The 20,933-nt window shown below is 69.8% G+C and carries 19 protein-coding genes, 3 pseudogenes and 1 riboswitch; of the genes and pseudogenes, 15 read left to right on the top strand and 7 right to left on the bottom strand.

The genetic code is table 11. The annotated features are described in order from the left end of the window. Positions 1–149 precede the first annotated feature (149 nt). The 3 genes and pseudogenes from IEZ01_RS35805 to IEZ01_RS33585 form a co-directional block, all read left to right on the top strand. Positions 150–242, top strand: a pseudogene (locus IEZ01_RS35805) (RHS repeat-associated core domain-containing protein); the annotation flags it as partial. A 36-nt stretch (positions 243–278) separates the two neighbouring features. Then, positions 279–617 (top strand): hypothetical protein, encoded by a 339-nt coding sequence (locus IEZ01_RS33590; protein WP_189205523.1) that lies wholly within the window; start codon positions 279–281, stop codon positions 615–617. Then, positions 577–1,017 (top strand): hypothetical protein, encoded by a 441-nt coding sequence (locus tag IEZ01_RS33585; RefSeq protein ID WP_019889620.1) that lies wholly within the window; start codon positions 577–579, stop codon positions 1,015–1,017. The genes IEZ01_RS33590 and IEZ01_RS33585 overlap by 41 nt, the downstream gene beginning before the upstream one ends. A gap of 137 nt (positions 1,018–1,154) precedes the next feature. Here the strand turns inward: IEZ01_RS33585 and IEZ01_RS33580 are convergent. From IEZ01_RS33580 to gcvT, 7 genes and pseudogenes are all read right to left on the bottom strand, one after another. Beyond that, positions 1,155–1,343 (bottom strand): annotated as a pseudogene (locus tag IEZ01_RS33580) (aspartate--tRNA ligase); the annotation flags it as partial. A 631-nt stretch (positions 1,344–1,974) separates the two neighbouring features. Beyond that, positions 1,975–2,367, bottom strand: a complete 393-nt coding sequence (locus tag IEZ01_RS33575; RefSeq protein ID WP_019889623.1) for a type II toxin-antitoxin system VapC family toxin — start codon at positions 2,365–2,367, stop codon at positions 1,975–1,977. Next, positions 2,364–2,531, bottom strand: coding sequence for a hypothetical protein (locus IEZ01_RS36155; protein ID WP_019889624.1), 168 nt, complete (start codon positions 2,529–2,531; stop codon positions 2,364–2,366). Before IEZ01_RS36155 ends, IEZ01_RS33575 begins: the two co-directional genes overlap by 4 nt. A 346-nt stretch (positions 2,532–2,877) precedes the next feature. Continuing rightward, entirely contained in the window at positions 2,878–4,245 is a 1,368-nt protein-coding gene (locus IEZ01_RS33565; RefSeq protein WP_019889625.1) for an L-serine ammonia-lyase, read from the bottom strand. Positions 4,246–4,407: 162 nt separating this feature from the next. Beyond that, positions 4,408–5,673 (bottom strand): serine hydroxymethyltransferase, encoded by a 1,266-nt coding sequence (gene glyA, locus IEZ01_RS33560; protein ID WP_028798005.1) that lies wholly within the window; start codon positions 5,671–5,673, stop codon positions 4,408–4,410. A gap of 11 nt (positions 5,674–5,684) precedes the next feature. Beyond that, positions 5,685–6,062, bottom strand: coding sequence for a glycine cleavage system protein GcvH (gene gcvH, locus IEZ01_RS33555; RefSeq protein ID WP_019889629.1), 378 nt, complete (start codon positions 6,060–6,062; stop codon positions 5,685–5,687). A 73-nt stretch (positions 6,063–6,135) separates the two neighbouring features. Further along, positions 6,136–7,311: a glycine cleavage system aminomethyltransferase GcvT gene (gene gcvT / locus IEZ01_RS33550; RefSeq protein ID WP_019889630.1), complete on the bottom strand. Its 1,176-nt coding sequence runs from the start codon at positions 7,309–7,311 to the stop codon at positions 6,136–6,138. A gap of 164 nt (positions 7,312–7,475) precedes the next feature. Next, a riboswitch (glycine riboswitch) is annotated at positions 7,476–7,576 on the bottom strand. Between the two features lie 158 nt (positions 7,577–7,734). On the opposite strand from gcvT, the gene IEZ01_RS33545 reads away from it, so the two are divergent. From IEZ01_RS33545 to IEZ01_RS33490, 12 genes and pseudogenes are all read left to right on the top strand, one after another. Continuing rightward, a complete protein-coding gene (locus tag IEZ01_RS33545) occupies positions 7,735–8,397 on the top strand; it encodes an AAA family ATPase (protein ID WP_019889631.1) in 663 nt (220 codons plus the stop codon). A 466-nt stretch (positions 8,398–8,863) separates the two neighbouring features. After that, a complete protein-coding gene (locus IEZ01_RS33540; RefSeq protein ID WP_189205521.1) occupies positions 8,864–9,595 on the top strand; it encodes an enhanced serine sensitivity protein SseB in 732 nt (243 codons plus the stop codon). Positions 9,596–9,647: 52 nt separating this feature from the next. Beyond that, complete coding sequence (locus tag IEZ01_RS33535; protein WP_019889633.1) at positions 9,648–10,418, top strand: enhanced serine sensitivity protein SseB C-terminal domain-containing protein; 771 nt, start codon at positions 9,648–9,650, stop codon at positions 10,416–10,418. A gap of 330 nt (positions 10,419–10,748) precedes the next feature. Then, positions 10,749–11,747: an ABC transporter permease gene (locus IEZ01_RS33530; protein WP_019889634.1), complete on the top strand. Its 999-nt coding sequence runs from the start codon at positions 10,749–10,751 to the stop codon at positions 11,745–11,747. Positions 11,748–11,773: 26 nt separating this feature from the next. Further along, complete coding sequence (locus tag IEZ01_RS33525) at positions 11,774–13,528, top strand: ABC transporter substrate-binding protein (protein WP_019889635.1); 1,755 nt, start codon at positions 11,774–11,776, stop codon at positions 13,526–13,528. A 105-nt stretch (positions 13,529–13,633) separates the two neighbouring features. Continuing rightward, on the top strand, positions 13,634–14,647 hold the full coding sequence (locus IEZ01_RS33520) for an ABC transporter permease (RefSeq protein ID WP_019889636.1): 1,014 nt from the start codon (positions 13,634–13,636) through the stop codon (positions 14,645–14,647). Next, positions 14,644–15,735: an ABC transporter ATP-binding protein gene (locus IEZ01_RS33515; RefSeq protein ID WP_028798007.1), complete on the top strand. Its 1,092-nt coding sequence runs from the start codon at positions 14,644–14,646 to the stop codon at positions 15,733–15,735. The genes IEZ01_RS33520 and IEZ01_RS33515 overlap by 4 nt, the downstream gene beginning before the upstream one ends. Then, positions 15,732–16,949: an ABC transporter ATP-binding protein gene (locus IEZ01_RS33510; protein WP_019889638.1), complete on the top strand. Its 1,218-nt coding sequence runs from the start codon at positions 15,732–15,734 to the stop codon at positions 16,947–16,949. Before IEZ01_RS33515 ends, IEZ01_RS33510 begins: the two co-directional genes overlap by 4 nt. A gap of 108 nt (positions 16,950–17,057) precedes the next feature. Beyond that, positions 17,058–17,732, top strand: a complete 675-nt coding sequence (locus IEZ01_RS33505) for a trimeric intracellular cation channel family protein (RefSeq protein ID WP_019889639.1) — start codon at positions 17,058–17,060, stop codon at positions 17,730–17,732. 25 nt (positions 17,733–17,757) lie between these two features. Beyond that, the gene (locus tag IEZ01_RS33500) at positions 17,758–18,606 is read left to right on the top strand and encodes a thioesterase family protein (protein WP_019889640.1); all 849 of its coding nucleotides are present in this window, start codon (positions 17,758–17,760) and stop codon (positions 18,604–18,606) included. A 57-nt stretch (positions 18,607–18,663) separates the two neighbouring features. Further along, a pseudogene (locus IEZ01_RS33495) lies at positions 18,664–19,634 on the top strand (helix-turn-helix transcriptional regulator). Positions 19,635–19,697: 63 nt separating this feature from the next. Next, a complete protein-coding gene (locus IEZ01_RS33490) occupies positions 19,698–20,861 on the top strand; it encodes a cysteine desulfurase family protein (protein WP_019889643.1) in 1,164 nt (387 codons plus the stop codon). Positions 20,862–20,933: the final 72 nt, after the last annotated feature.

Below are 20,933 nucleotides of genomic sequence, written 5' to 3'. Positions count from 1 at the left end.
GTCGAGTACAACCGCACCCGCCTGCGCAAGCATCCCGTCTACGGGTACGTCACCCCCGTTGAAACCAGGGCGCTGACTGCGCAAGACCTCGCCCCCGCAGCGTAACCACCCGCTGTCCAGGCTCAAGGGGGAACTTCAATTACGACCCCGACGTCTCGCACTACGTCAGCCCGGATCCGATCGGGTTGGAGGGTGGTCCGAATCCGCGCTGGTACGGCCCCAACCCGTACACGTGGATGGACCCCCTCGGGCTGGCGCTGTGCCGGGCGAAACCGAGAATGGAGGACGGCAACGCGAAGCAGGGGTGGCGGCACATCGAGGAGAGGCACATCAGCGGTACGGCCAGGGGGGGCCACGGCGATCTCATGCCCCCCACCACGACACGCGCACAGGTAGAGGCAGCGGCGGAGAAGATGGTGGAGAAGGGCAACCGCGTTTCCGATCCGAACAATCAGTACCAGACGTTCGAAAAGCGGATGACGGTCAATGGAATGCGGGCCAACTACCGCCTGGTCGTGGACTCCACCGACGCGAATCGCATCGTCACCTTCTTCCCGATAGGAAGAGCTACAGCCCGTGATCAAGATGACGTTCACCGTCCGCCCCGACCAGGGTGAACCCAGTGAGTTCGACCTCGGGGACATCACCTGCGAGGGGGAGAGCGGGTCTGTGGGGTCGGCGGGCCATGTCCCCGACCAAGGGATGATGATCTACCTCTCGATCCCCCTCCTTCTCGACTCGATTCGGCCCCTCTTCACCGGCGAGAAGAAGGCGGTTTCGTTCGTGGGTACCGACACGTCGTTCCGGCTCGACTTCACGCGCGATCGCAAGGGGGTGGTCGCGGTTTCCGCGAAGGGGGCGGTGCTGGGGAAGTGCACTCCCGAAGAGCTCGCGGACGCGGTTCTGCGCGCCACTGGGGAGCTTGAGGAGAGGTCCCTTTCGGCTCTTCCCGCAGCGGGCGGTGCGAGAAGGGATCTCGCTTCCTCCATGGAGAGGTTCCGCGCGTCGATGACGTGAGTTCCCCTGCCGCCGCCCGGATCTCCTCACGAGGTTCGGCCGGCGGTATACGGGGCGGCGGCGGGTCGCCCCATGTGCGAGAAAGGCCCGGGATCCGAAGATCCCGAGCCTTCACTCGTCCGTGCGACGGAGGATGGTTACCGGCTGGCCTCTGGGTGGACGGACTCGGTGATCGGGCGGCCGTCGGAGGGCTTCTCCGTGGCCTTCTCGATCGGCTTGCGGAGCTGGATGTTCAGCTCGCGCAGGCGCGCCTCGTCCAGCTCCGTCGGGGCGCCCATCAGGAGGTCCTGGGCGTTGCCATTGAGCGGGAAGGAGGCGTTTGAACGTGCGGGAATCCCCATCCTCTGACCGTTCCCCGCACACGCACGGCGGTCACGGAGCCAGGGCCAGCTGCTCGGATTCTCGCTGGAGGACCTGGAGCGGGTTTCACTGTCGCCCGACGCGGAGGCACGGACGCTCCAGCACTGGGAACAGTTGCGCGATTTCGCCGTCGGTGGCATGCAGTCTCGTGGTCTCTCGGACGAAGTCAGCACCGCGGGAGTAGATGCTTCAACCGCGACGGATCAAGAACATGCTGACTCCGCTGCTTCCGCTCCGCGCACTCCTGGAAGGTGATGCCCCCTCCTTCCAGGAAACTCGCGCCTGGCTGGAGCTGGTTCCGCGCCTTCCGTGAAGTCACTGTCGGTGCCCGCGTCAGGGCATGCGTGATTACCCGGGATCCACGGATCCCGGGCCCTTGTTCGAGCGTCCATGCTTGCCGCGCAGCGTCCGGGGGGAGCGCCGCCGTGATCGGGCGGTCGGTCGACTCCACGACCTTCGTCTCGACCGGCTTGCGGGCCTGGAGGTTCAGTCGCGCAGGCGGGACTCGTCCAGTTCCGTCGGAGCGCCCTTCAGGGGGCGTCGGCCAGGAGCGTCACGATGCGGGTAGTGGTGGCGACCGCTTCGTCACTTCCGGTGTCAGATTTTGATCACGCTGACGCCGGGGCCGCAGAGCATCAGGAGATCCTCAGGGTCCGAGGTGAGGACGGTCACCGGAGCGGGCGAGGTGAGTGCGGTGGCGGCAACGATGGCGTCGAGGGCGTATTTATGGCCATGCAGACCTGCCGTGGCGAGGATCTTGCTGGCGTAGCGGGCGATGGCTTCCGTGGGTGGGATGATGTTCACGCGGGAGACGGCGTAGTCGAAGCGGGCCTGGTTGACCTTGGGGTCGCGGGCTTCGACGAGGGTGACGGAGCTGGTGACGACACGGATGTCTTCGGCCTCGGCCGCGGCCAGCCACTCTGTGATCTCGGGTGTGCGTCTCACCAGTTTGGACAAGCCTTCGCAGTCCAGGACGAGCGTGCCGCTCACGCGGCATCCGCCGAGCCCGCGGTGTCACCGCGGAGAATCGCGCGCTTGGCGTCGACCGCTGCCTGATCGACCGGGCCGTGTTCGGCTTCCGCGTCATCGATGAGCTCGCGAAGTCGGTCCCGTTCCAGTTGGCGCTGGATGAGGGCCTCGACGTAGGCGGACATGCCTCGTTTGCCCGTACGCGCTTTGAGGGCAGCGATGGTTCCTTCGTGGAGCGAGACGGATACGGGCCGGACGGGTCCTTCGCCAGGAGCGGGGGAGGCAGCCATAGAGCCACCTTAACAAAACTCTTGTTATTTGATGGGGGTGGCCCGACCTCCCATGAGGGAGATCCGTCATTGAGGAGGCGCTATGGCGCTAGGTCAGACACCGATTCTTGCGGTGAGGCCAGGGACTTTGCAGGGACTTTCACGTCTGTCCCAGGGAGATTCCAGGGACTTTCCGCCACGTAAACAGGGAAGGCCCTGACAGCGCCGAAAGAAGGAAACGCGCTGGTCAGGGCCCACATCCTCAGCACTCGATGATGTTCACCGCGAGACCGCCCCGCGCCGTCTCCTTGTACTTGACCGACATGTCCGCGCCGGTCTCCTTCATGGTCTTGATGACCTTGTCGAGGGAGACCAGGTGGCTGCCGTCGCCGCGCATCGACATCTTCGCCGCCGTGACCGCCTTCACCGACGCCATGCCGTTGCGCTCGATGCACGGGATCTGGACCAGGCCGCCGACCGGGTCGCAGGTCAGGCCCAGGTTGTGCTCCATGCCGATCTCGGCGGCGTTCTCCACCTGCTCCGGGCTGCCGCCCAGGACCTCGGCGAGGGCGCCCGCCGCCATCGAGCAGGCCGAGCCGACCTCGCCCTGGCAGCCGACCTCGGCGCCCGAGATGGAGGCGTTCTCCTTGAACAGGAGGCCGACCGCGCCCGCGGCCAGCAGGAAGCGGACCACGCCGTCCTCATCGGCGCCGGGGACGAAGTTCATGTAGTAGTGCAGAACGGCCGGGATGATGCCCGCGGCGCCGTTGGTCGGGGCGGTGACGACCCGGCCGCCCGCGGCGTTCTCCTCGTTCACGGCCATCGCGTAGAGGGTGATCCACTCCATGGCGTGCGCCGCCGGGTCGCCCTCGGAGCGCAGCTTGCGGGCGAGCGTCGCCGCGCGGCGGCGGACCTTCAGGCCGCCCGGCAGGATGCCCTCGCGCGACATGCCGCGCGAGACGCAGGCCTGCATGACCTGCCAGATCTCCAGCAGGCCCTCGCGGATCTCCTCCTCGGTGCGCCAGGCCTTCTCGTTCTCCAGCATCATCGCGGAGATCGACAGACCGGACTCCTTGGCCATCCGCAGCAGCTCGTCACCAGTGCGGAAGGGGTACTTCAGCACGGTGTCGTCGAGCTTGATCCGGTCCTCGCCGACCGCGTCCTCGTCCACCACGAAGCCGCCGCCCACGGAGTAGTACGTCTTCTCCAGGATCAGGGCGCCCTCCGCGTCGTACGCGAAGATCGTCATGCCGTTGGCGTGGTACGGCAGCGCCTTGCGGCGGTGCAGGATCAGGTCCTCGTCGAAGTCGAAGCCGATCTCGTGCATGCCGAGGACGTTGATCCGCTTCTCCGTCTTGATCCGCTCGACCTGCTCGTCGGCGGTCTCGACGTCGACGGTGCGCGGCGAGTTCCCCTCCAGGCCCAGCAGGACGGCCTTCGGCGTGCCGTGGCCGTGGCCGGTCGCGCCCAGCGAGCCGTACAGCTCGGCCCGTATGGAGACGGTGTGCGCGAGCAGACCCTCGTTCTTCAGCCGGCGGGCGAACATCCGGGCGGCGCGCATCGGGCCCACGGTGTGGGAGCTGGACGGGCCGATGCCGATCGAGAACAGGTCGAAGACCGAGATGGCCACGGGGGACTCCTTGTGGGGGAAGACGCCGTTGTCTGCCGGGGTGATGCAGAGGCGGTGCGATGGGGCTGATGAGGGGGGAGCAAGGGCCGGGGCACCGCGCTCACTGTCCAGTGTGCGGGGTGCCCCGGATGTCTCGTACGAACTAAAGCGTACGAAATTACTTCAGGAAGCCGACAGACCGGGGTACAGCGGGTGCTTCGCGGCGAGCGCGGACACCCGGGCCTTCAGCGCCTCGGCGTCGAAGTCCGGCTTCAGGGTCTCCGCGATCACGTCCGCGACCTCGGTGAAGTCCTCGGCCTGGAAACCACGGGTGGCGAGCGCCGGCGTACCGATGCGCAGACCCGAGGTGACCATCGGGGGACGCGGGTCGTTCGGGATCGCGTTCCGGTTGACCGTGATGCCGACCTCGTGGAGCCGGTCCTCGGCCTGCTGGCCGTCGAGCTCGCTGTTGCGCAGGTCGACCAGGACCAGGTGGACGTCCGTACCGCCGGAGAGCACCGACACACCGTGCTCGACGACGTCGGAGCGGACCAGGCGCTCGGCGAGGATGCGGGCACCCTCCACGGTGCGCCGCTGGCGCTCCTTGAACTCCTCCGAGGCCGCGACCTTGAAGGAGACCGCCTTGGCCGCGATCACGTGCTCCAGCGGGCCGCCCTGGAAACCGGGGAAGACCGAGGAGTTCAGCTTCTTCGCGAACTCCTTCTTCGCCAGGATGATGCCGCCACGCGGGCCGCCGAGCGTCTTGTGCGTGGTGGAGGTCACCACGTCCGCGTACTCGACCGGGTTCGGGTGCAGACCGGCGGCGACCAGGCCCGCGAAGTGGGCCATGTCGACCCACAGGTACGCCTCGACTTCGTCGGCGATCCGGCGGAACTCCGCGAAGTCCAGCTGGCGCGGGTACGCCGACCAGCCCGCGATGATCACCTTCGGGCGGTGCTCCTTGGCCAGGCGCTCGACCTCGGCCATGTCGACCAGACCGGCGTCGTCGACGTGGTACGCGACCACGTTGAACTGCTTGCCGGAGAAGTTCAGCCGCATGCCGTGGGTGAGGTGACCGCCGTGGGCCAGGTCCAGGCCCAGGATCGTGTCGCCGGGCTGGGCGATCGCGAAGAGCGCGGCCTGGTTCGCGGAGGCGCCGGAGTGCGGCTGCACGTTCGCGTACTCGGCCCCGAACAGGTCCTTGACCCGGTCGATCGCGATCTGCTCGGCCACGTCGACGTGCTCGCAGCCGCCGTAATAGCGGCGGCCGGGGTAGCCCTCGGCGTACTTGTTGGTGAGGACCGAGCCCTGCGCCTCCATGACGGCGACCGGAGCGAAGTTCTCCGACGCGATCATCTCGAGGGTGGACTGCTGGCGGTGGAGCTCGGCGTCGACAGCGGCGGCGACGTCCGGGTCCAGCTCGTGGAGAGGGGTGTTCATAAGCGACATCGGGAAGATCCTTAGCTGCCGGAGAACTCGGTGTACTCGTCCGCGGAGAGCAGGTCGTCCGGCTCACCGGTCACGCGCACCTTGAAGAGCCAGCCGCCCTCGAACGGAGCCGAGTTCACCAGCGACGGGTCGTCCACCACGTCCTGGTTGGCCGCCACGACCTCGCCGGTCACCGGCGCGTACAGGTCGCTGACCGACTTGGTCGACTCCAGCTCGCCGCAGGACTCGCCCGCGGTGACGGTGTCGCCGACCTCCGGGAGCTGGGCGTAGACGACGTCACCGAGCGCGTTGGCCGCGAACTCCGTGATACCGACCGTCGCGACGCCGTCCTCGGCGACCGACAGCCACTCGTGCTCCTTGGTGTAGCGCAGCTGCTGGGGGTTGCTCATGGCCTGAATTCTCCTGTACGCGGGGGAGTGCTGATGAACGGGGAGTGATCTGCGGGACGAGACGTGCTCAGTGTCACTTCTGGCGCTTGTAGAAGGGCAGCGCCACGACCTCGTACGGCTCGTGGGTGCCGCGGATGTCCACGCCGACACCCTGCGTGCCCGGCTCGGCGTGCGCGGCGTCCACGTACGCCATGGCGATCGGCTTGCCCAGCGTCGGGGAGGGGGCGCCGGAGGTGATCTCGCCGATCACCTTGCCGTCCGCCACCACCGGCATGCCGGCGCGCGGGACCCGGCGGCCCTCGGCGATCAGGCCGACCAGCTTGCGCGGCGGGTTGGTGGCGGCGCGCTCGGCGGCGGCCTCCAGGGCGGCGCGGCCGACGAAGGCCCCGCCGTTCGAGGTCTTCTCGAACTTGACGACCCGGCCCAGACCGGCGTCGAACGGCGTCAGCGAGGTGGTCAGCTCGTGCCCGTACAGCGGCATGCCCGCCTCCAGGCGCAGCGTGTCCCGGCAGGACAGCCCGCAGGGGACGAGACCGGCGCCCTCGCCGGCCTTGGTCAGCGCCTGCCACAGCTCGACGGCGTGCTCGGGGGCGACGAAGAGCTCGAAGCCGTCCTCGCCGGTGTAGCCGGTACGGGCGATCAGCGCGGGGACGCCGGCGACCGTGCCCGGCAGACCGGCGTAGTACTTCAGCCCGTCCAGGTCGGCGTCGGTGAGGGACTTCAGGATGCCGGGGGACTCGGGGCCCTGCACGGCGATCAGGGCGTACGCGTCGCGGTCGTCCCGTACCTCCGCGTCGAAGCCGGCCGCACGCTCGGTCAGCGCGTCCAGGACGGTCTGCGCGTTGGAGGCGTTGGCGACGACCATGTACTCCTGGTCCTGGAGGCGGTAGACGATCAGGTCGTCGAGGATGCCGCCGTCCTCCTGGCAGACCATCGTGTACCGGGCGCGCCCGACACCCACGGTGCCGATGTTGCCGACGAGCGCGTGGTCCAGCAGGTCGGCGGCCTGAGCGCCGGTGACCGTGATCTCGCCCATGTGCGAGAGGTCGAAGAGGCCGGCCTTGGTGCGGACGGCGTTGTGCTCGTCGCGCTCACTGCCGTACCGCAGCGGCATGTCCCAGCCCGCGAAGTCGGTCATGGTGGCGCCCAGCGCACGATGCGTGGCCAGGAGGGGGGAGCGGCGCGAAGCGCCTTCCGACAGGGCGGTGGCGGGCGACGGGTGGGGGGTCAGACGGGGGGCGTTGCTCATGGTGATGTGGCTCCCGGGTCCCAAGGCATGAAAGGGCATGACTGGCGAGGACAATCCTCCCCATCTGTCATCGAACCTGAGAGGTTCACCACGACCCGTACGTACAACAGGTCATGACTTGCACCTTGGGTGGAGCCGCCGGGCGGCTCGCTTTTCAGATCTGCCTCATCCACGCGGTACGGGGCCTGAGAGATTCAAGGGAGGGACTTGCTCCTTCGGCGTCCGGGTGCCGTCGTACGGTCCGGAACTCTCCCGCGCGGATTCAAGCGGCCGGTATGAGGTTGTGAGAGCGCACACATGTGCGTGCGCGCTTGGCGCGCACATCATTGCACGAGGGGTCTCATCGGCAAATCGCTTGTGGCCCATTACCCTTTCTTTACACTCCATGGGCAAGGGTCCCACGACCCGACAGGGGGAGTAGCGATGACGTTGCAGCGAACCGGTGCCTACGCGACGACCGCGGGCCTGCCCACACCGCGCGGGCAGGTCGCCGCGGGGGCGAAGGCGCCCGTGCTGCGTGACCTGAGGGGCCGTGGCGGGCACGGCCCCCGGGCCCTGAACTTCGCCGACGGCGACGTGGTCGTGGTCTCCGGACTGCCCGGCAGCGGCAAGTCCACGCTGATCCGGCGCGCGGCGGAGGGGCGGGGCATCGACTCCCAGGACGCCCGTGAGCGCTGGGAGGCGATGATGCCGCGCGGGCTGCCGTACGCCGTCTACCGCCCGCTGGCCCGGATCGCCCACTACGCCGGGCTGCGCCGGGCGCTGCGCTCGGGCCGCAGCGTCGTCGTGCACGACTGCGGCACCCAGAGCTGGGTCCGCCGCTGGCTGGCCCGCGAGGCCCGCCGCCGCGGCCGTGACCTGCACCTGGTCCTGCTCGACGTGACCCCCGAGACGGCCCGCTCCGGCCAGCGGGAGCGGGGCCGCGGCGTCTCCGGCTACGCCTTCACCCGCCACCGCCGCGCGGTCGCCCGCCTCCTCCGCGACGCCGAGTCCGCCCGCCTCCCGCGCGGCTGCGCCTCGGCCACGCTCCTGGACCGCGACGCGGCGACGACGCTGCACCGGATCGCGTTCCGCGACGACCTCTGACGGCCGGGGGCGGATGCGAGGGGGCCGGTCCTGACCGGCCCCGACAGGGGGCTTCGACGGCCGGCCGGCCTCGACACGCGCGGCCCTGACGTGGGGCTTCGACGGTGGCCGGCCCTGAAGCCGCCGACTCCGCCGGCGGCCGGCCTCGACGCGAGCGGTACTGACCTGGCCGGCTCCCACGGCGGCCGGCCCTGACCGGTCCCGACGGGGGCTCGGACCGCGTCCGGCCTGGCGCGCCGGCCCGCTCCGACGCGGCCGGGCCCCACCGGGCCGCATCCGACGGCCTTCGCCCGCGCCCGCCCGACACGGCCGCCGCCGACGGCCTTCGCCCCGGCCGGCCGGGGGAGATCGTCCACCGGCGGGAACCGGAAGCCGTCGCTCACTGTCCTTTTGGGCACACCAGGCCCCCGCGCCGCCGCCACGGCGTTAGGGTGCTGCCGCAGGACGAGCGCCAGAAAGGGACTCCGTGGACATCGCATGGCCGGGCAACGAGCTCGAAGAGGTGCTCGCCGCCTCGCTCGGCAACCCCTCCGCAGGGGCCAGGCTCGTCGAGGTGCTGGGGCGCAGCCCGATCTGGGTGCCGCTGCCGAGCGGCGGCGGTCCCGACAGCAGGGACCTCGATCTGCCCACCATGGAGATCGACGGCCTGCCGTACGTCCCGGTCTACAGCTCCGAGCAGCAGTTCCTCAGCTGTGTCGGCAGCCACATGTCGTACACCGTCGCCCCCGCCCGTGACTTCGCCCGCGGCCTGCCCCCGCAGCTCGGCATCGCCGTGAACCCCGGCGGCGCCGTCGGTGCGCCCCTGCCCCCGCCCGCCGTCGCCGAGCTGTGCCGGACCGGCCGGACCCCGCTGGACGGGCCCGCGAGCGGCGGCCGGGTCCGGCTCTTCGAGCCGGACTGGCAGGACGACCCGGTCGACTTCCTCTCCGCCGCGGGGGACGAGTTCACCGCCCTCGGCACCGTCCGTACCGCCCGCCGCGCCCTCGCCAGCATCGAGGGCGACGCCCCGAACCTCCTGGTCGGCGTGGAGATCGACGGCGACGACCGGAGCGCGCCGCTGGACGCCCTCGGCCGCGCCCTGGCCCGTACCACCGTCTCCTGGCCGGTCAGCCTGGTCCTCCTGGACATCGCCCAGGATCCGCTCGGCGACTGGATGCTGGAGAAGGTGCGCCCCTTCTACCAGCGTGCCTACGCATAACCGCGCATAAGCTGGACGCCGGACGGTGGATCGAAGAGGGGCGGAACCCAGAGTGAGTGCGTCAGGCACCGCCGCGGCCGGGCAGGTCGAGCACATGCTGCGCCAGGTCACGCCCGGACGCTACGACGCGTACGAGGCGCTGCTGCACGCCCTCGCCGACGGCCAGGTCTGGATGCTGCTCTGGCACGGCCAGGCCGGATCCCCGGACGCCCAGTACGGAAACATGGAGGTGGACGGCCTCGGCTACGCGCCCTGCGTCACCTCCGCCCAGGAGCTCGCCGCCTCCGGCTGGAACCGCGCCCATGAGGTGATCTCCGGCCACGACATCGCCCGCGCCCTCTACCCCGACCGCTGGGGCATCTGGCTCAACCCGCACGCCCCCGGCGGCGGCGTCGGCATCCCCTGGGCGGACCTGCGCCGGATCGCCACCGGCCTCGACCGGATGCCGGCCGGCCCGCTGCGGCTGTCCGAGCCCGCCATCGAGATCCCGCAGTTCTACGCCCTGCTCACGCAGAACGCCCACCGCACCACCGCGGTCCGCTCCCTGCGCCGCGCCTGGGTGCAGCCCGCCCTCGGCTCCCCGTACCTCGCCATCGGTCTCGATCTGTACGACACGAGCCAGTCCTCGGTCGACTCCGTGCACGCGATGATGCGGCAGTCGATCGCCGCCGTCCCGGACGGACTGCCGGTCTCGACGGTCGCGATGTCCGACGCCTACGACCCCGTCACGATGTGGCTGCGGGCCAACACCCGCCCCTTCTACGACCGCGACGCCCACGTGGCTCCCCAGCCGGGCGGCGGGGGCTACGGCTACCCCAATTAGCCGTCTCGGCACGCCAGTTGCGCTATGTCCTGATCTGGTGGATTAGTGGCCGAGATGGTCCGCTGACGTGATCCCGGCGTCCGGATAACGGAAGCCCACGCACCGCATCACGTTTGAGCAAACATTCCTCGTCAGGTCTGGCGGGTGATCGCAAACCCGTTGAAGACTCCCCGCTAACGAAGAGCCGTCGGCCCTTTGTGCGAGTCGCATCACATGCGGCGTTCTGGGTAATTTCCGCACCATCGGCATCACTTGCGCCACCTGATGCGAGGAGCCGTTGCAGCGGCGGGTACGGGCCGGTCACCGCCGGCCGGGAGGGGTCAAGGCACTGTGACCGCACCGATCGAGACCACCGGATCGGCTGCCGAGGCGCAGCCGGAGGCAGTACTCACGGGGGCCAAACAGAGCCAGATCGAAGGCCGTTCCCTCGGCCAGATCGCCTGGGCGCGCTTCAAGCGTGACAAGCTGGCGGTCGCCGGTGGCGTGGTCGTCCTTCTGCTGGTCCTGCTCGCCGTGCTGGCCAAGCCCATCCAGTGGGTCTTCGGCCTGGACCCCAACGCCTTCAACCAGGACCTGATCGACCCCGCCCTGCTGGCGCCCAAGGGTGCCTGGGGCGGCATGAGCTGGGACCACCCGCTCGGCGTCGACCCGCAGTTCGGCCGGGACATCCTCGCCCGCATCATCGAGGGCTCCTGGGTATCCCTGCTGGTCGCGGGCGGTGCCACCGTCCTCTCGGTGGTCATCGGCGTGGTCATGGGCATCGTCGCCGGCTTCTACGGCGGCTGGGTCGACACCGTGATCAGCCGGATGATGGACACCTTCCTGGCGTTCCCGCTCCTCCTCTTCGCGATCTCCCTCTCGGCCACCCTGCAGGACGGCGCGTTCGGCCTGAGCGGACTGCCTCTGCGGATCAGCGTGCTGATCTTCGTGATCGGCTTCTTCAGCTGGCCGTACATGGGCCGCATCGTGCGCGCCCAGACGATGAGCCTGCGCAACCGCGAGTTCGTCGAAGCGGCCCGCTCGCTCGGCGCGCGCGGCCCGTTCATCCTCTTCCGGGAGCTGCTGCCGAACCTGGTGGCGCCGATCCTGGTCTATGCCACGCTGCTGATCCCCACCAACATCCTCTTCGAGGCGGGTCTCAGCTACCTCGGCGTCGGCATCGCTCCGCCGCAGGCCTCCTGGGGCGGAATGCTCACCACAGCGGTCGACACCTACCAGGCCGATCCGCAGTACATGTTCGTGCCGGGCCTGGCGATCTTCATCACGGTCCTGGCCTTCAACCTGCTGGGCGACGGGCTGCGAGATGCCCTCGACCCTCGCAGCAAGTAACCAACGAATGAGGGGGCTTTCCTCAGGTGAAGACTAGAAAAGCGACTCTTCTGGTCGCCACGACTGTGGTGCTGGCGCTGGGGGCGTCCGCGTGCGGTGGTTCCGACAACGGCAAGGGGGGCAAGGGCGGCTCGGGCACCAAGGACGCCGCGCTGACCTCCATCGTCAACAAGTCCGACAAGAAGGGCGGCACGGTCTCGTTCGAGTTCTCCGACGAGCCGGACTCCCTCGACCCGGGCAACACCTACTACGGCTGGGTGCAGAACTTCGCCCGTCTGTACGGCCGTACGCTGACCTCCTTCAAGCCGGCCGCCGGCAAGGAAGGCCTGAAGGTCGTCCCCGACCTCGCCGAGTCCCTGGGCAAGCCCAGCGCCGACGCGAAGACCTGGACGTACACCCTCAAGAAGGGTCTGAAGTTCGAGGACGGCACGCCGATCACCTCGAAGGACGTCAAGTACGCCGTCGAGCGCTCGAACTTCGCCCCCGAGGCGCTGTCGAACGGCCCGACGTACTTCAAGGCCCACCTCATCGGCGGCGACAAGTACCAGGGTCCGTACAAGGACAAGAACCCGGCCGGTATCGCCTCCATCGAGACGCCGGACGACCACACCATCGTCTTCAAGCTGAAGAACGCCTTCGCGGACTTCGACTACCTCGCCACCTTCTCGCAGACGGCCCCCGTGCCGCGCAAGGCCGACAAGGGTGCCGAGTACGTCAAGAAGATGGTCTCCTCCGGCCCGTACAAGTTCGCGTCGTACGAGGAGGGCAAGGCCGCCACCCTCGTCCGCAACCCGCAGTGGGACCCGAAGACGGACCCGATCCGCCCGGCCCTGCCGGACAAGATCACCATCCGCTTCGGCGTCAAGCAGGAGACGGTCGACAACAACCTGATCGCCGACAACATCACTGTCGACGGCGCGGGCACCGGTGTCGCCCCGGCCACCCAGCCGAAGGTCCTGACCGACGCCAAGCTGCAGAAGCAGACGGACAACCCGTACGCGGGCGCCACGTCCTACATCGGGCTCAACGTCAACGTCGCGCCGTTCAACAACATCGAGTGCCGCAAGGCCGTCCAGTGGGGCATCGACAAGGCGTCGGTCGCGGCAGCCCAGGGCGGTGCGCCCAAGGGTGACCCGGCCACGACGCTGATCCCGCCGAGCGTCGCCGGCTACACGAAGTTCGACCTGTACCCGACCGAGGGTCACAAGGGCGACGTCGCCAAGGCCAAGGAGCACCTGAAGAAGTGCGGCCAGCCGAACGGCTTCTCGACCAACCTGTCGGCCCGCTCCGACCGGCCCGCCGAGATGGCCATGGCCACCGCCGTCCAGGCCTCGCTGAAGAAGATCGGCATCACCGCCGAGATCAAGTCCTTCCCGGCCGGTAAGTACTTCCAGAACTTCGCGGGCAACCCGAGCTACGTGCACGCCAACAAGCTCGGCATGATCATGACCGCGTGGGGTGCCGACTGGCCGACCGGCTTCGGCTTCCTCGACCAGATCGTCAACGGCTCGGCCATCAAGCCGTCCGGTGGCAACAACGTCCAGGAACTGAACGACCCGAAGGTCAACAAGCTCCTCAACGAGGGCATCGCCACCACCGACACCGCCGCCCGCGAGAAGGTCTGGGGCGAGGTCGACAAGGCCGTCATCGAGGGCGCGACCGCGGTCCCGCTGGTCTACCGCAAGAACCTGCTGCTGCGGCCCCAGTCGGCGACCAACGTCACCATCACCGAGGCCTACCTCGGCATGTACGACTACCTGCTGATGGGCTCCGCCAAGTAGCGGCGGGTCCTCACCCCGAGAGTTCGAAAGGCAGGTGATGGCTCCGGTGTCCGCCGGGAGTACGGGTAACCCCCGGCTCCCGGCGGGCACCGGCGCCGGATAGCTGTGGCTGCGTACTTCATCCGACGCGTCTTCGGCGCGGTGCTACTGCTGCTGATCGTCAGCGCGGTCACCTTCGCGATCTTCTTCCTCGTCCCCCGTCTGGCGGGCCAGACGATGGACCAACTGGCGGCCCAGTACGTGGGCAAGGACGCCAACCCCGACTCGGTGGCCGCGGTCAAGAAGAACCTTGGCCTCGACCAGCCGCTCTACATCCAGTACTGGGACTTCATCAGGCAGATCGTCGTCGGCGCCGACTACCAGTTCGGCCCGGAGACCACCCGCTGCGATGCCCCGTGCTTCGGATACTCCTTCAGGCGGCACGTGGAGGTCTGGCCCCAGATCGTCGCCCGGGTCCCGATCACCTTCTCCCTCGCCATCGGCGCGGCCGTGATCTGGCTGGTCAGCGGTGTCGCCACCGGTGTGGTCTCCGCGCTTAAGCGCGGCTCGTTCCTGGACCGCTTCTTCATGAGCGTCGCCCTCGCCGGCGTCTCTCTCCCGATCTTCTTCACCGGCATGCTCGCCCTCACCACCCTCACCGTGCAGTGGCCGATCTGGTCCGACGGCATCAACTACGTGCCGTTCACGGAGAACCCGGGCGAATGGGCCTGGAACCTGCTGGTGCCGTGGTGCTCACTGGCCTTCCTCTACTCCGCGCTCTACGCCCGGCTCACCCGGGCCGGAATGCTGGAGACCATGGGCGAGGACTTCATCCGCACGGCCCGCGCCAAGGGCCTCAAGGAGAGCCAGGTCATCGGCAAGCACGGCCTGCGGGCCGCGCTCACGCCCATCGTCACCATCTTCGGCATGGACTTCGGTCTGCTGCTCGGCGGCGCCGTCATCACCGAGACGGTCTTCTCCTTCGACGGCATGGGCAAGTACGCCATCAAGAGCGTGCAGGACAACGACCTGCCGATCGTGATGGGCGTGACCCTGACCGCCGCCTTCTTCATCGTCTTCTGCAATCTGCTGGTGGACCTGGTGTACGCCGCCATCGACCCCAGGGTGAGGTACTCGTGAGCGAGGTTTCCAAGACTGCTGGCGCCCCCGGGGAAGTGGTGCCCGCGCAGCGCTCCGGTACCGAGGACACCTTCCTCTCCGTACGTGACCTGCGCATCCATTTCCAGACCGACGACGGCCTGGTCAAGTCCGTGGACGGCGTCAGCTTCGACGTGAAGCCCGGCGAGACGCTGGGTGTCGTCGGCGAGTCCGGCTCAGGGAAGTCCGTCACCTCGCTGGGCATCCTGGGCCTGCACCGCGCGGCGCCCAACGCCCGGATCTCCGGCGAGGTCTGGCTGGACGGCGAGGAGCTCATCGGCGCCGACCCCGATCACGTGCGGCGGCTGCGCGGCCAGAAGATGTCCATGATCTTCCAGGACCCGCTCTCCGCGATGCACCCGTACTACACGGTCGGCGCGCAGATCGTGGAGGCGTACCGGGTCCACAACAAGGTCACCAAGAAGGCCGCCCGTACCCGCGCCATCGAGATGCTCGACCGCGTCGGCATCCCGGAGCCGGGCAAGCGTGTCGACTCCTACCCGCACGAGTTCTCCGGCGGTATGCGCCAGCGCGCGATGATCGCCATGGCGCTGGTCAACAACCCGCAGCTGCTCATCGCGGACGAGCCGACGACGGCGCTTGACGTCACCGTCCAGGCGCAGATCCTCGACCTGATCCGGGACCTGCAGAAGGAGTTCGGCTCCGCGGTCATCATGATCACGCACGATCTCGGCGTGGTCGCCGAGATGGCGGACAAGCTGCTGGTGATGTACGGCGGCCGGTGCGTCGAGCGGGGCACGGCCGAGCAGGTCTTCTACGAGCCCCAGCACCCCTACACCTGGGGTCTGCTCGGCTCGATGCCGCGTATTGACCGCGACCAGACCGAGCGGCTCATCCCGGTCAAGGGCTCGCCCCCGTCACTGATCAACGTGCCGGACGGCTGCGCCTTCAACCCCCGCTGCCCGTACGCCGACATCCCCAAGGACGACATCACGCGTACGACGCGCCCCGAGCTGACGGAGACCGGGAACGGGCACTTCTCGGCGTGCCACATGGCGCAGGAGGAGCGGACCCGGATCTGGACCGAAGAGATTGCGCCGAAGCTGTGAGCGACAAGAACGCAACTGCCGAGCCCCTGCTGAAGGTAGAGGGCCTGACCAAGCACTTCCCGGTGCGCAAGGGCCTGCTCCAGCGTCAGACGGGCGCGGTCAAGGCCGTGGACGGGATCTCCTTCGACGTCCGCCCGGGCGAGACCCTGGGCGTGGTGGGCGAGTCCGGCTGCGGCAAGTCGACGATGGGCCGGCTGATCACCCGGCTGCTCGAACCGACCGGCGGCAAGGTCGAGTTCCAGGGCCACGACATCACCCATCTGTCGGCGAGCGGGATGCGGCCGCTGCGCCGTGACGTCCAGATGATCTTCCAGGACCCGTACTCCTCGCTGAACCCGCGCCACACGATCGGCACGATCGTCAGCGCGCCGTTCAAGCTTCAGGGCGTCGAGCCCGAGGGCGGTGTCAAGAAGGAGGTCCAGCGGTTGCTGGGGCTCGTGGGCCTCAACCCCGAGCACTACAACCGCTATCCGCACGAGTTCTCCGGTGGTCAGCGCCAGCGCATCGGCATCGCGCGCGCCCTGGCGCTCAAGCCGAAGCTGGTCGTCGCCGACGAGCCGGTCTCCGCGCTGGACGTGTCGATCCAGGCGCAGGTGGTGAACCTGCTGGACGACCTCCAGGACGAGCTCGGTCTCACCTATGTGATCATCGCGCACGACCTGTCGGTCATCCGGCACGTCTCGGACCGGATCGCGGTGATGTACCTCGGCAAGATCGTCGAGCTGGCGGACCGCAAGTCGCTGTACGAGGCGCCGATGCACCCGTACACGAACGCGCTGATGTCGGCGGTGCCGGTGCCGGACCCCCGGCGCCGGGGCGTGAAGAGCGAGCGGATCCTGCTGAAGGGCGACGTGCCCTCGCCGCTGTCCCCGCCCTCGGGCTGCCGCTTCCACACCCGCTGCTGGAAGGCGACGGAGATCTGCAAGACCCAGGAGCCCCCGCTCCTGGAGCTCCTGCCGGGCCGGCGCGTCGCCTGCCACCACCCGGAGAACGCCCCCGACCAGGCCCCGGACGAGCCGGTGCTCCCGTCGGCCCGGGACGCGATCGAGGTGGTGTCGGTGACGAAGTCCGACGCGCCGGAGGCGCCTGAGACCGCTGATACGCCTAAGGCCTCGGTGAGTCCGGAGGGCTCGGAGGGTCCTGAGGCGCCCGAGGCTTCGGAGACGCCGGAATCCTCGGAGACCTCGGAGACCCCTGAGGCTCCGGAGAAGTGACGGCCCGCCCGGGACCCCTGCCTGCCGGCGGGGGCCCGGGCGCCGCGCTTCGGAGGGTGATCGGCCGAGGAAACGGGTCGCACCACTCTCACGGGTGACAATGACGCCGTGCTCCAGGAACTGTTCACCCCCTCCGTCCAACACGCGCTCGACCTCGTCGGCATCTTCGTCTTCGCCATCTCCGGCGCGCTGCTCGCCGTCCGCAAGAACTTCGACGTCTTCGGCATCGCGGTGCTCGCCGAGGTCACCGCGCTCGGCGGCGGGCTCTTCCGGGACCTGGTCATCGGCGCCGTACCGCCCGCCGCCTTCACCGATCTCGGCTACTTCCTGATGCCGCTCGTCGCGACCGTCCTGGTGTTCTTCCTGCATCCCGTGGTCGAGCGCACCCAGAGCGCCGTCAACGTCTTCGACGCGGCCGGCCTCGGCCTCTTCTGCGTGGCGGGCACGACCAAGGCGTACGAGTACGGCCTCGGCCTCACCTCCTCCGCGGTGCTCGGCCTCGCCACCGCCGTCGGGGGCGGTGTCCTGCGGGACGTCCTCGCCAACGAGGTGCCGTCGCTGCTTCGCTGGGACCGCGACCTGTACGCCGTGCCGGCCATCGTCGGCGCGACCATGGTCGTCCTGTGCATCCGCTTCGACAGCCTCAACGCCGCCACCAGCGCCATCGCCGTCCTCACCACCTTCGCCCTGCGGCTGCTCGCCATGCGTTACCACTGGCGTGCCCCGCGGGCCTGGAACCGGCGTTCCTCGACTCGTGAGAAGCCCGAGAAAGCTACCGCTTAGTAGTTTTCTGTTGTACCGTGCGGGCATGGCACAGGCAGCTCAGGCACTCATCGGCGACAGCGAGTTCGACCGGGACACCGCTGTCACCCTGCGCGAGCCCGGCGTCTACGACGCGGAGCTCTCGGCGGGGTGGACGATCATCCACGCCGTCAACGGCGGCTACCTCCTCGCGCTGCTCGGCCGCGCCCTGGGCGACGCACTGCCCCACCCCGACCCCTTCACGGTGTCGGCGCACTACCTCACGCCCTCCGCGCCCGGCCCCGCCGTGATCCGCACGGACGTCGTCCGCACCGGCCGTACGCTCTCCACCGGCCAGGCCTCCCTCTTCCAGTACGAGGAGGACGGCACCGAGGTCGAGCGCATCCGGGTCCTCGCCTCGTACGGCGACCTCGACGCGCTCCCCGACGACGTACGCACCACCGCCCTGCCCCCGGCGATCCCGCCGCGCGAGCACTGCCTCGGCCCCTCCGACGGCCCAGCGCCCCAGATCCCCGGCTCCTCGGCGATCACCGACCGGCTGGACATCAAGCTGGACCCGGCGACGGTCGGCTGGGCGGTCGGAGCGCCGTCCGGCAAGGGCGAGATGCGTGGCTGGTTCGGCCTGGCGGACGGCCGCGACGCCGACCCGCTCTCGCTGCTCCTCACCGTCGACGCGCTGCCGCCGACCTCGTTCGAACTCGGCCTCAAGGGCTGGACGCCGACGGTGGAACTCACCACCCACATCCGCTGCCGCCCGGCCCCCGGCCCGCTGCGGGTCTCGATCACCACGCGCAACCTGGCCGGCGGCTTCCTGGAGGAGGACGCCGAGGTCTGGGACTCCGCGGACCGCCTGGTGGCCCAGTCCCGCCAACTGGCGCGCGCGCCGAGGGGCTAGCGGCGGGGGATCGGGCCGGGGCTTCCGGGCGCGGCGCCGGACGATAGATTCGGGCCGGTGAAGTCCGACCGGCTGCTCTCCATCCTTCTGCTGCTCCAGACCCGCGGGCTCGTCCCCGCCGGGGAGCTCGCCGAGCGGCTCGAAGGTCCGTGCGGACCATCTACCGGGACGTCGAGGCGCTCTCCGCGGCCGGCGTCCCCGTGTACGCCGAGCGCGGCCGGCACGGTGGGATCGCGCTGCTGCCCGGGTTCCGGACCGATGTCACCGGTCTGACCGAGGACGAGTCGCGCGCCCTGTTCGTCCTCGCCGGGCAGGGGGCGCACACCGCCCTCGGGCTCGACGACGCCCTCGGCTCCGCCCTGCGCAAGGTCATGGCCGCCCTGCCCGAACCCCACCGGCCCGCCGCCGAGTTGACCAGCCGCCGGATCCTCGTCGACCCCGACCGCTGGATGCGCGCCCGGCAGGCCGACGTCGACCTGGACGTCCTCAACCGCGCCGTCTTCGCCGACCGCCGGCTGCGGCTGACCTACCGGCACAGCGAAGCCCCCGAGCCCACCACCTACGTCCTCGACCCGTACGGCCTCGTCGTCAAGGCCGGCGTCTGGTACCTGGTCGCCGACCACGACACCGCCCCCCGCCTCTACCGCGCCGACCGGGTCCACGCCGCCACCGTGCTCGACGCCCCCGTCCGCCGCCGCCCCGGCGCCGAGCTGGCCGACGTGTGGGCGGTGCTGCGCCGCCAGGTCGAACAGCGCCCCACCGAGGTCCTCGTCCGCGCCAGGGTCCACACCGACCGCTTCGACCGCTTCCTGCGGCTGCACGGCGACCGCATGACCGGGCCGCCGGAACCGGACGGCGAGTGGACCCGGGTCGAGCTCGCCCTCCCGGACGTCGGCTCCACCCGCCCCCTGCTCGCCTTCGGAGGCAGTGTGGAGGTACTGGACCCCCCGGAGGCCCGCGACCTGCTGGCCGCCGCCGCGGCGGACGTCGTCGCGCTCTACCGCCCGGCGGCCCGGCAAGGGCGGTAACCGGCCAGGTCAGGCACCGCCCGGCGTGGGCCGCGGCTCCCCGCCTCGTAGAATCGACCCACCATGGCTTACCTCGACCACGCCGCGACCACTCCCATGCTGCCGGAGGCGGTCGAGGCGATGACCGCCCAGCTCGCCGTGACCGGCAACGCCTCCTCGCTGCACGGCGCCGGGCGCCGTGCCCGGCGTACCGTCGAGGAAGCACGCGAGACCCTCGCCGCCGCCCTGGGCGCCCGCCCCAGCGAGGTCGTCCTCACCTCCGGCGGCACCGAATCGGACAATCTCGCCGTCAAGGGCCTGTACTGGGCTCGCCGGGCCGCCGACCCCCGCCGCACCCGGGTGCTCGCCAGCCCCGTGGAGCACCACGCCGTCCTCGACGCCGTGCACTGGCTCGGCGAGCACGAGGGCGCCACGATCGAGTACCTCCCCGTCGACCGGTACGGCCGCGTCCACCCCGACGCGCTGCGCGAGGCCATCGCCCGCGACCCGGACAGTGTGGCCCTTGCCACCGTCATGTGGGCCAACAACGAGATCGGCACGGTCATGCCCGTCGCCGAACTCGCCGCCGTGGCCCGCGAGTTCGACATCCCGATGCACTCCGACGCGGTCCAGGCCGTCGGCCAGCTGCCGGTCGACTTCGCCGCCTCCGGGCTCGCCGCCATGACCGTCTCCGGCCACAAGATCGGCGGGCCCTACGGCATCGGCGCCCTGCTGCTCGGCCGTGAGTACAGCCCCGTGCCCGTGCTGCACGGCGGCGGCCAGGAACGCCACGTCCGCTCCGGCACCCTCGACGTGCCCGCCGTCGCCGCCTTCGCGGTGGCCGCACAGCACGCGGCGGAGCACCGCGAGCGGTTCGCCCGCGAGATCGGCGCCCTGCGCGACGACCTCGTCGCCGCCGTCCGGGCCGCCGTCCCGGACGCGATCCTCGGCGGCGACCCCGTCGACCGGCTCCCCGCCAACGCCCACTTCACCTTCCCCGGCTGCGAGGGCGACTCCCTGCTGCTCCTGCTGGACGCCCAGGGCATCGAGTGCTCCACCGGCTCCGCGTGCACCGCGGGCGTCGCCCAGCCCAGCCACGTCCTGCTCGCCACCGGTCTCGACCCGGACCTCGCCCGCGGCACCCTGCGCTTCACCCTCGGGCACACCTCCACCAAGGAGGACGTGGCCGCCGTCGCCGAGGCCATCGGCCCCGCCGTCGCACGGGCCCGCACCGCCGGCCTCACCTAGTAGTGCTTTGTTAGGCGGTGTCGTAGGACTGCCACGGGGTGGGTTGTCGGCAGGTGGGGCAGTGGCCGGTCC

This window comes from Streptomyces purpureus, from assembly GCF_014648195.1.
GTDB classification, from domain to species: domain Bacteria; phylum Actinomycetota; class Actinomycetes; order Streptomycetales; family Streptomycetaceae; genus Streptomyces; species Streptomyces purpureus.
Note: the sequence above shows the minus strand (reverse complement) of the source record. Positions and strands in the feature narration are given on the sequence as shown.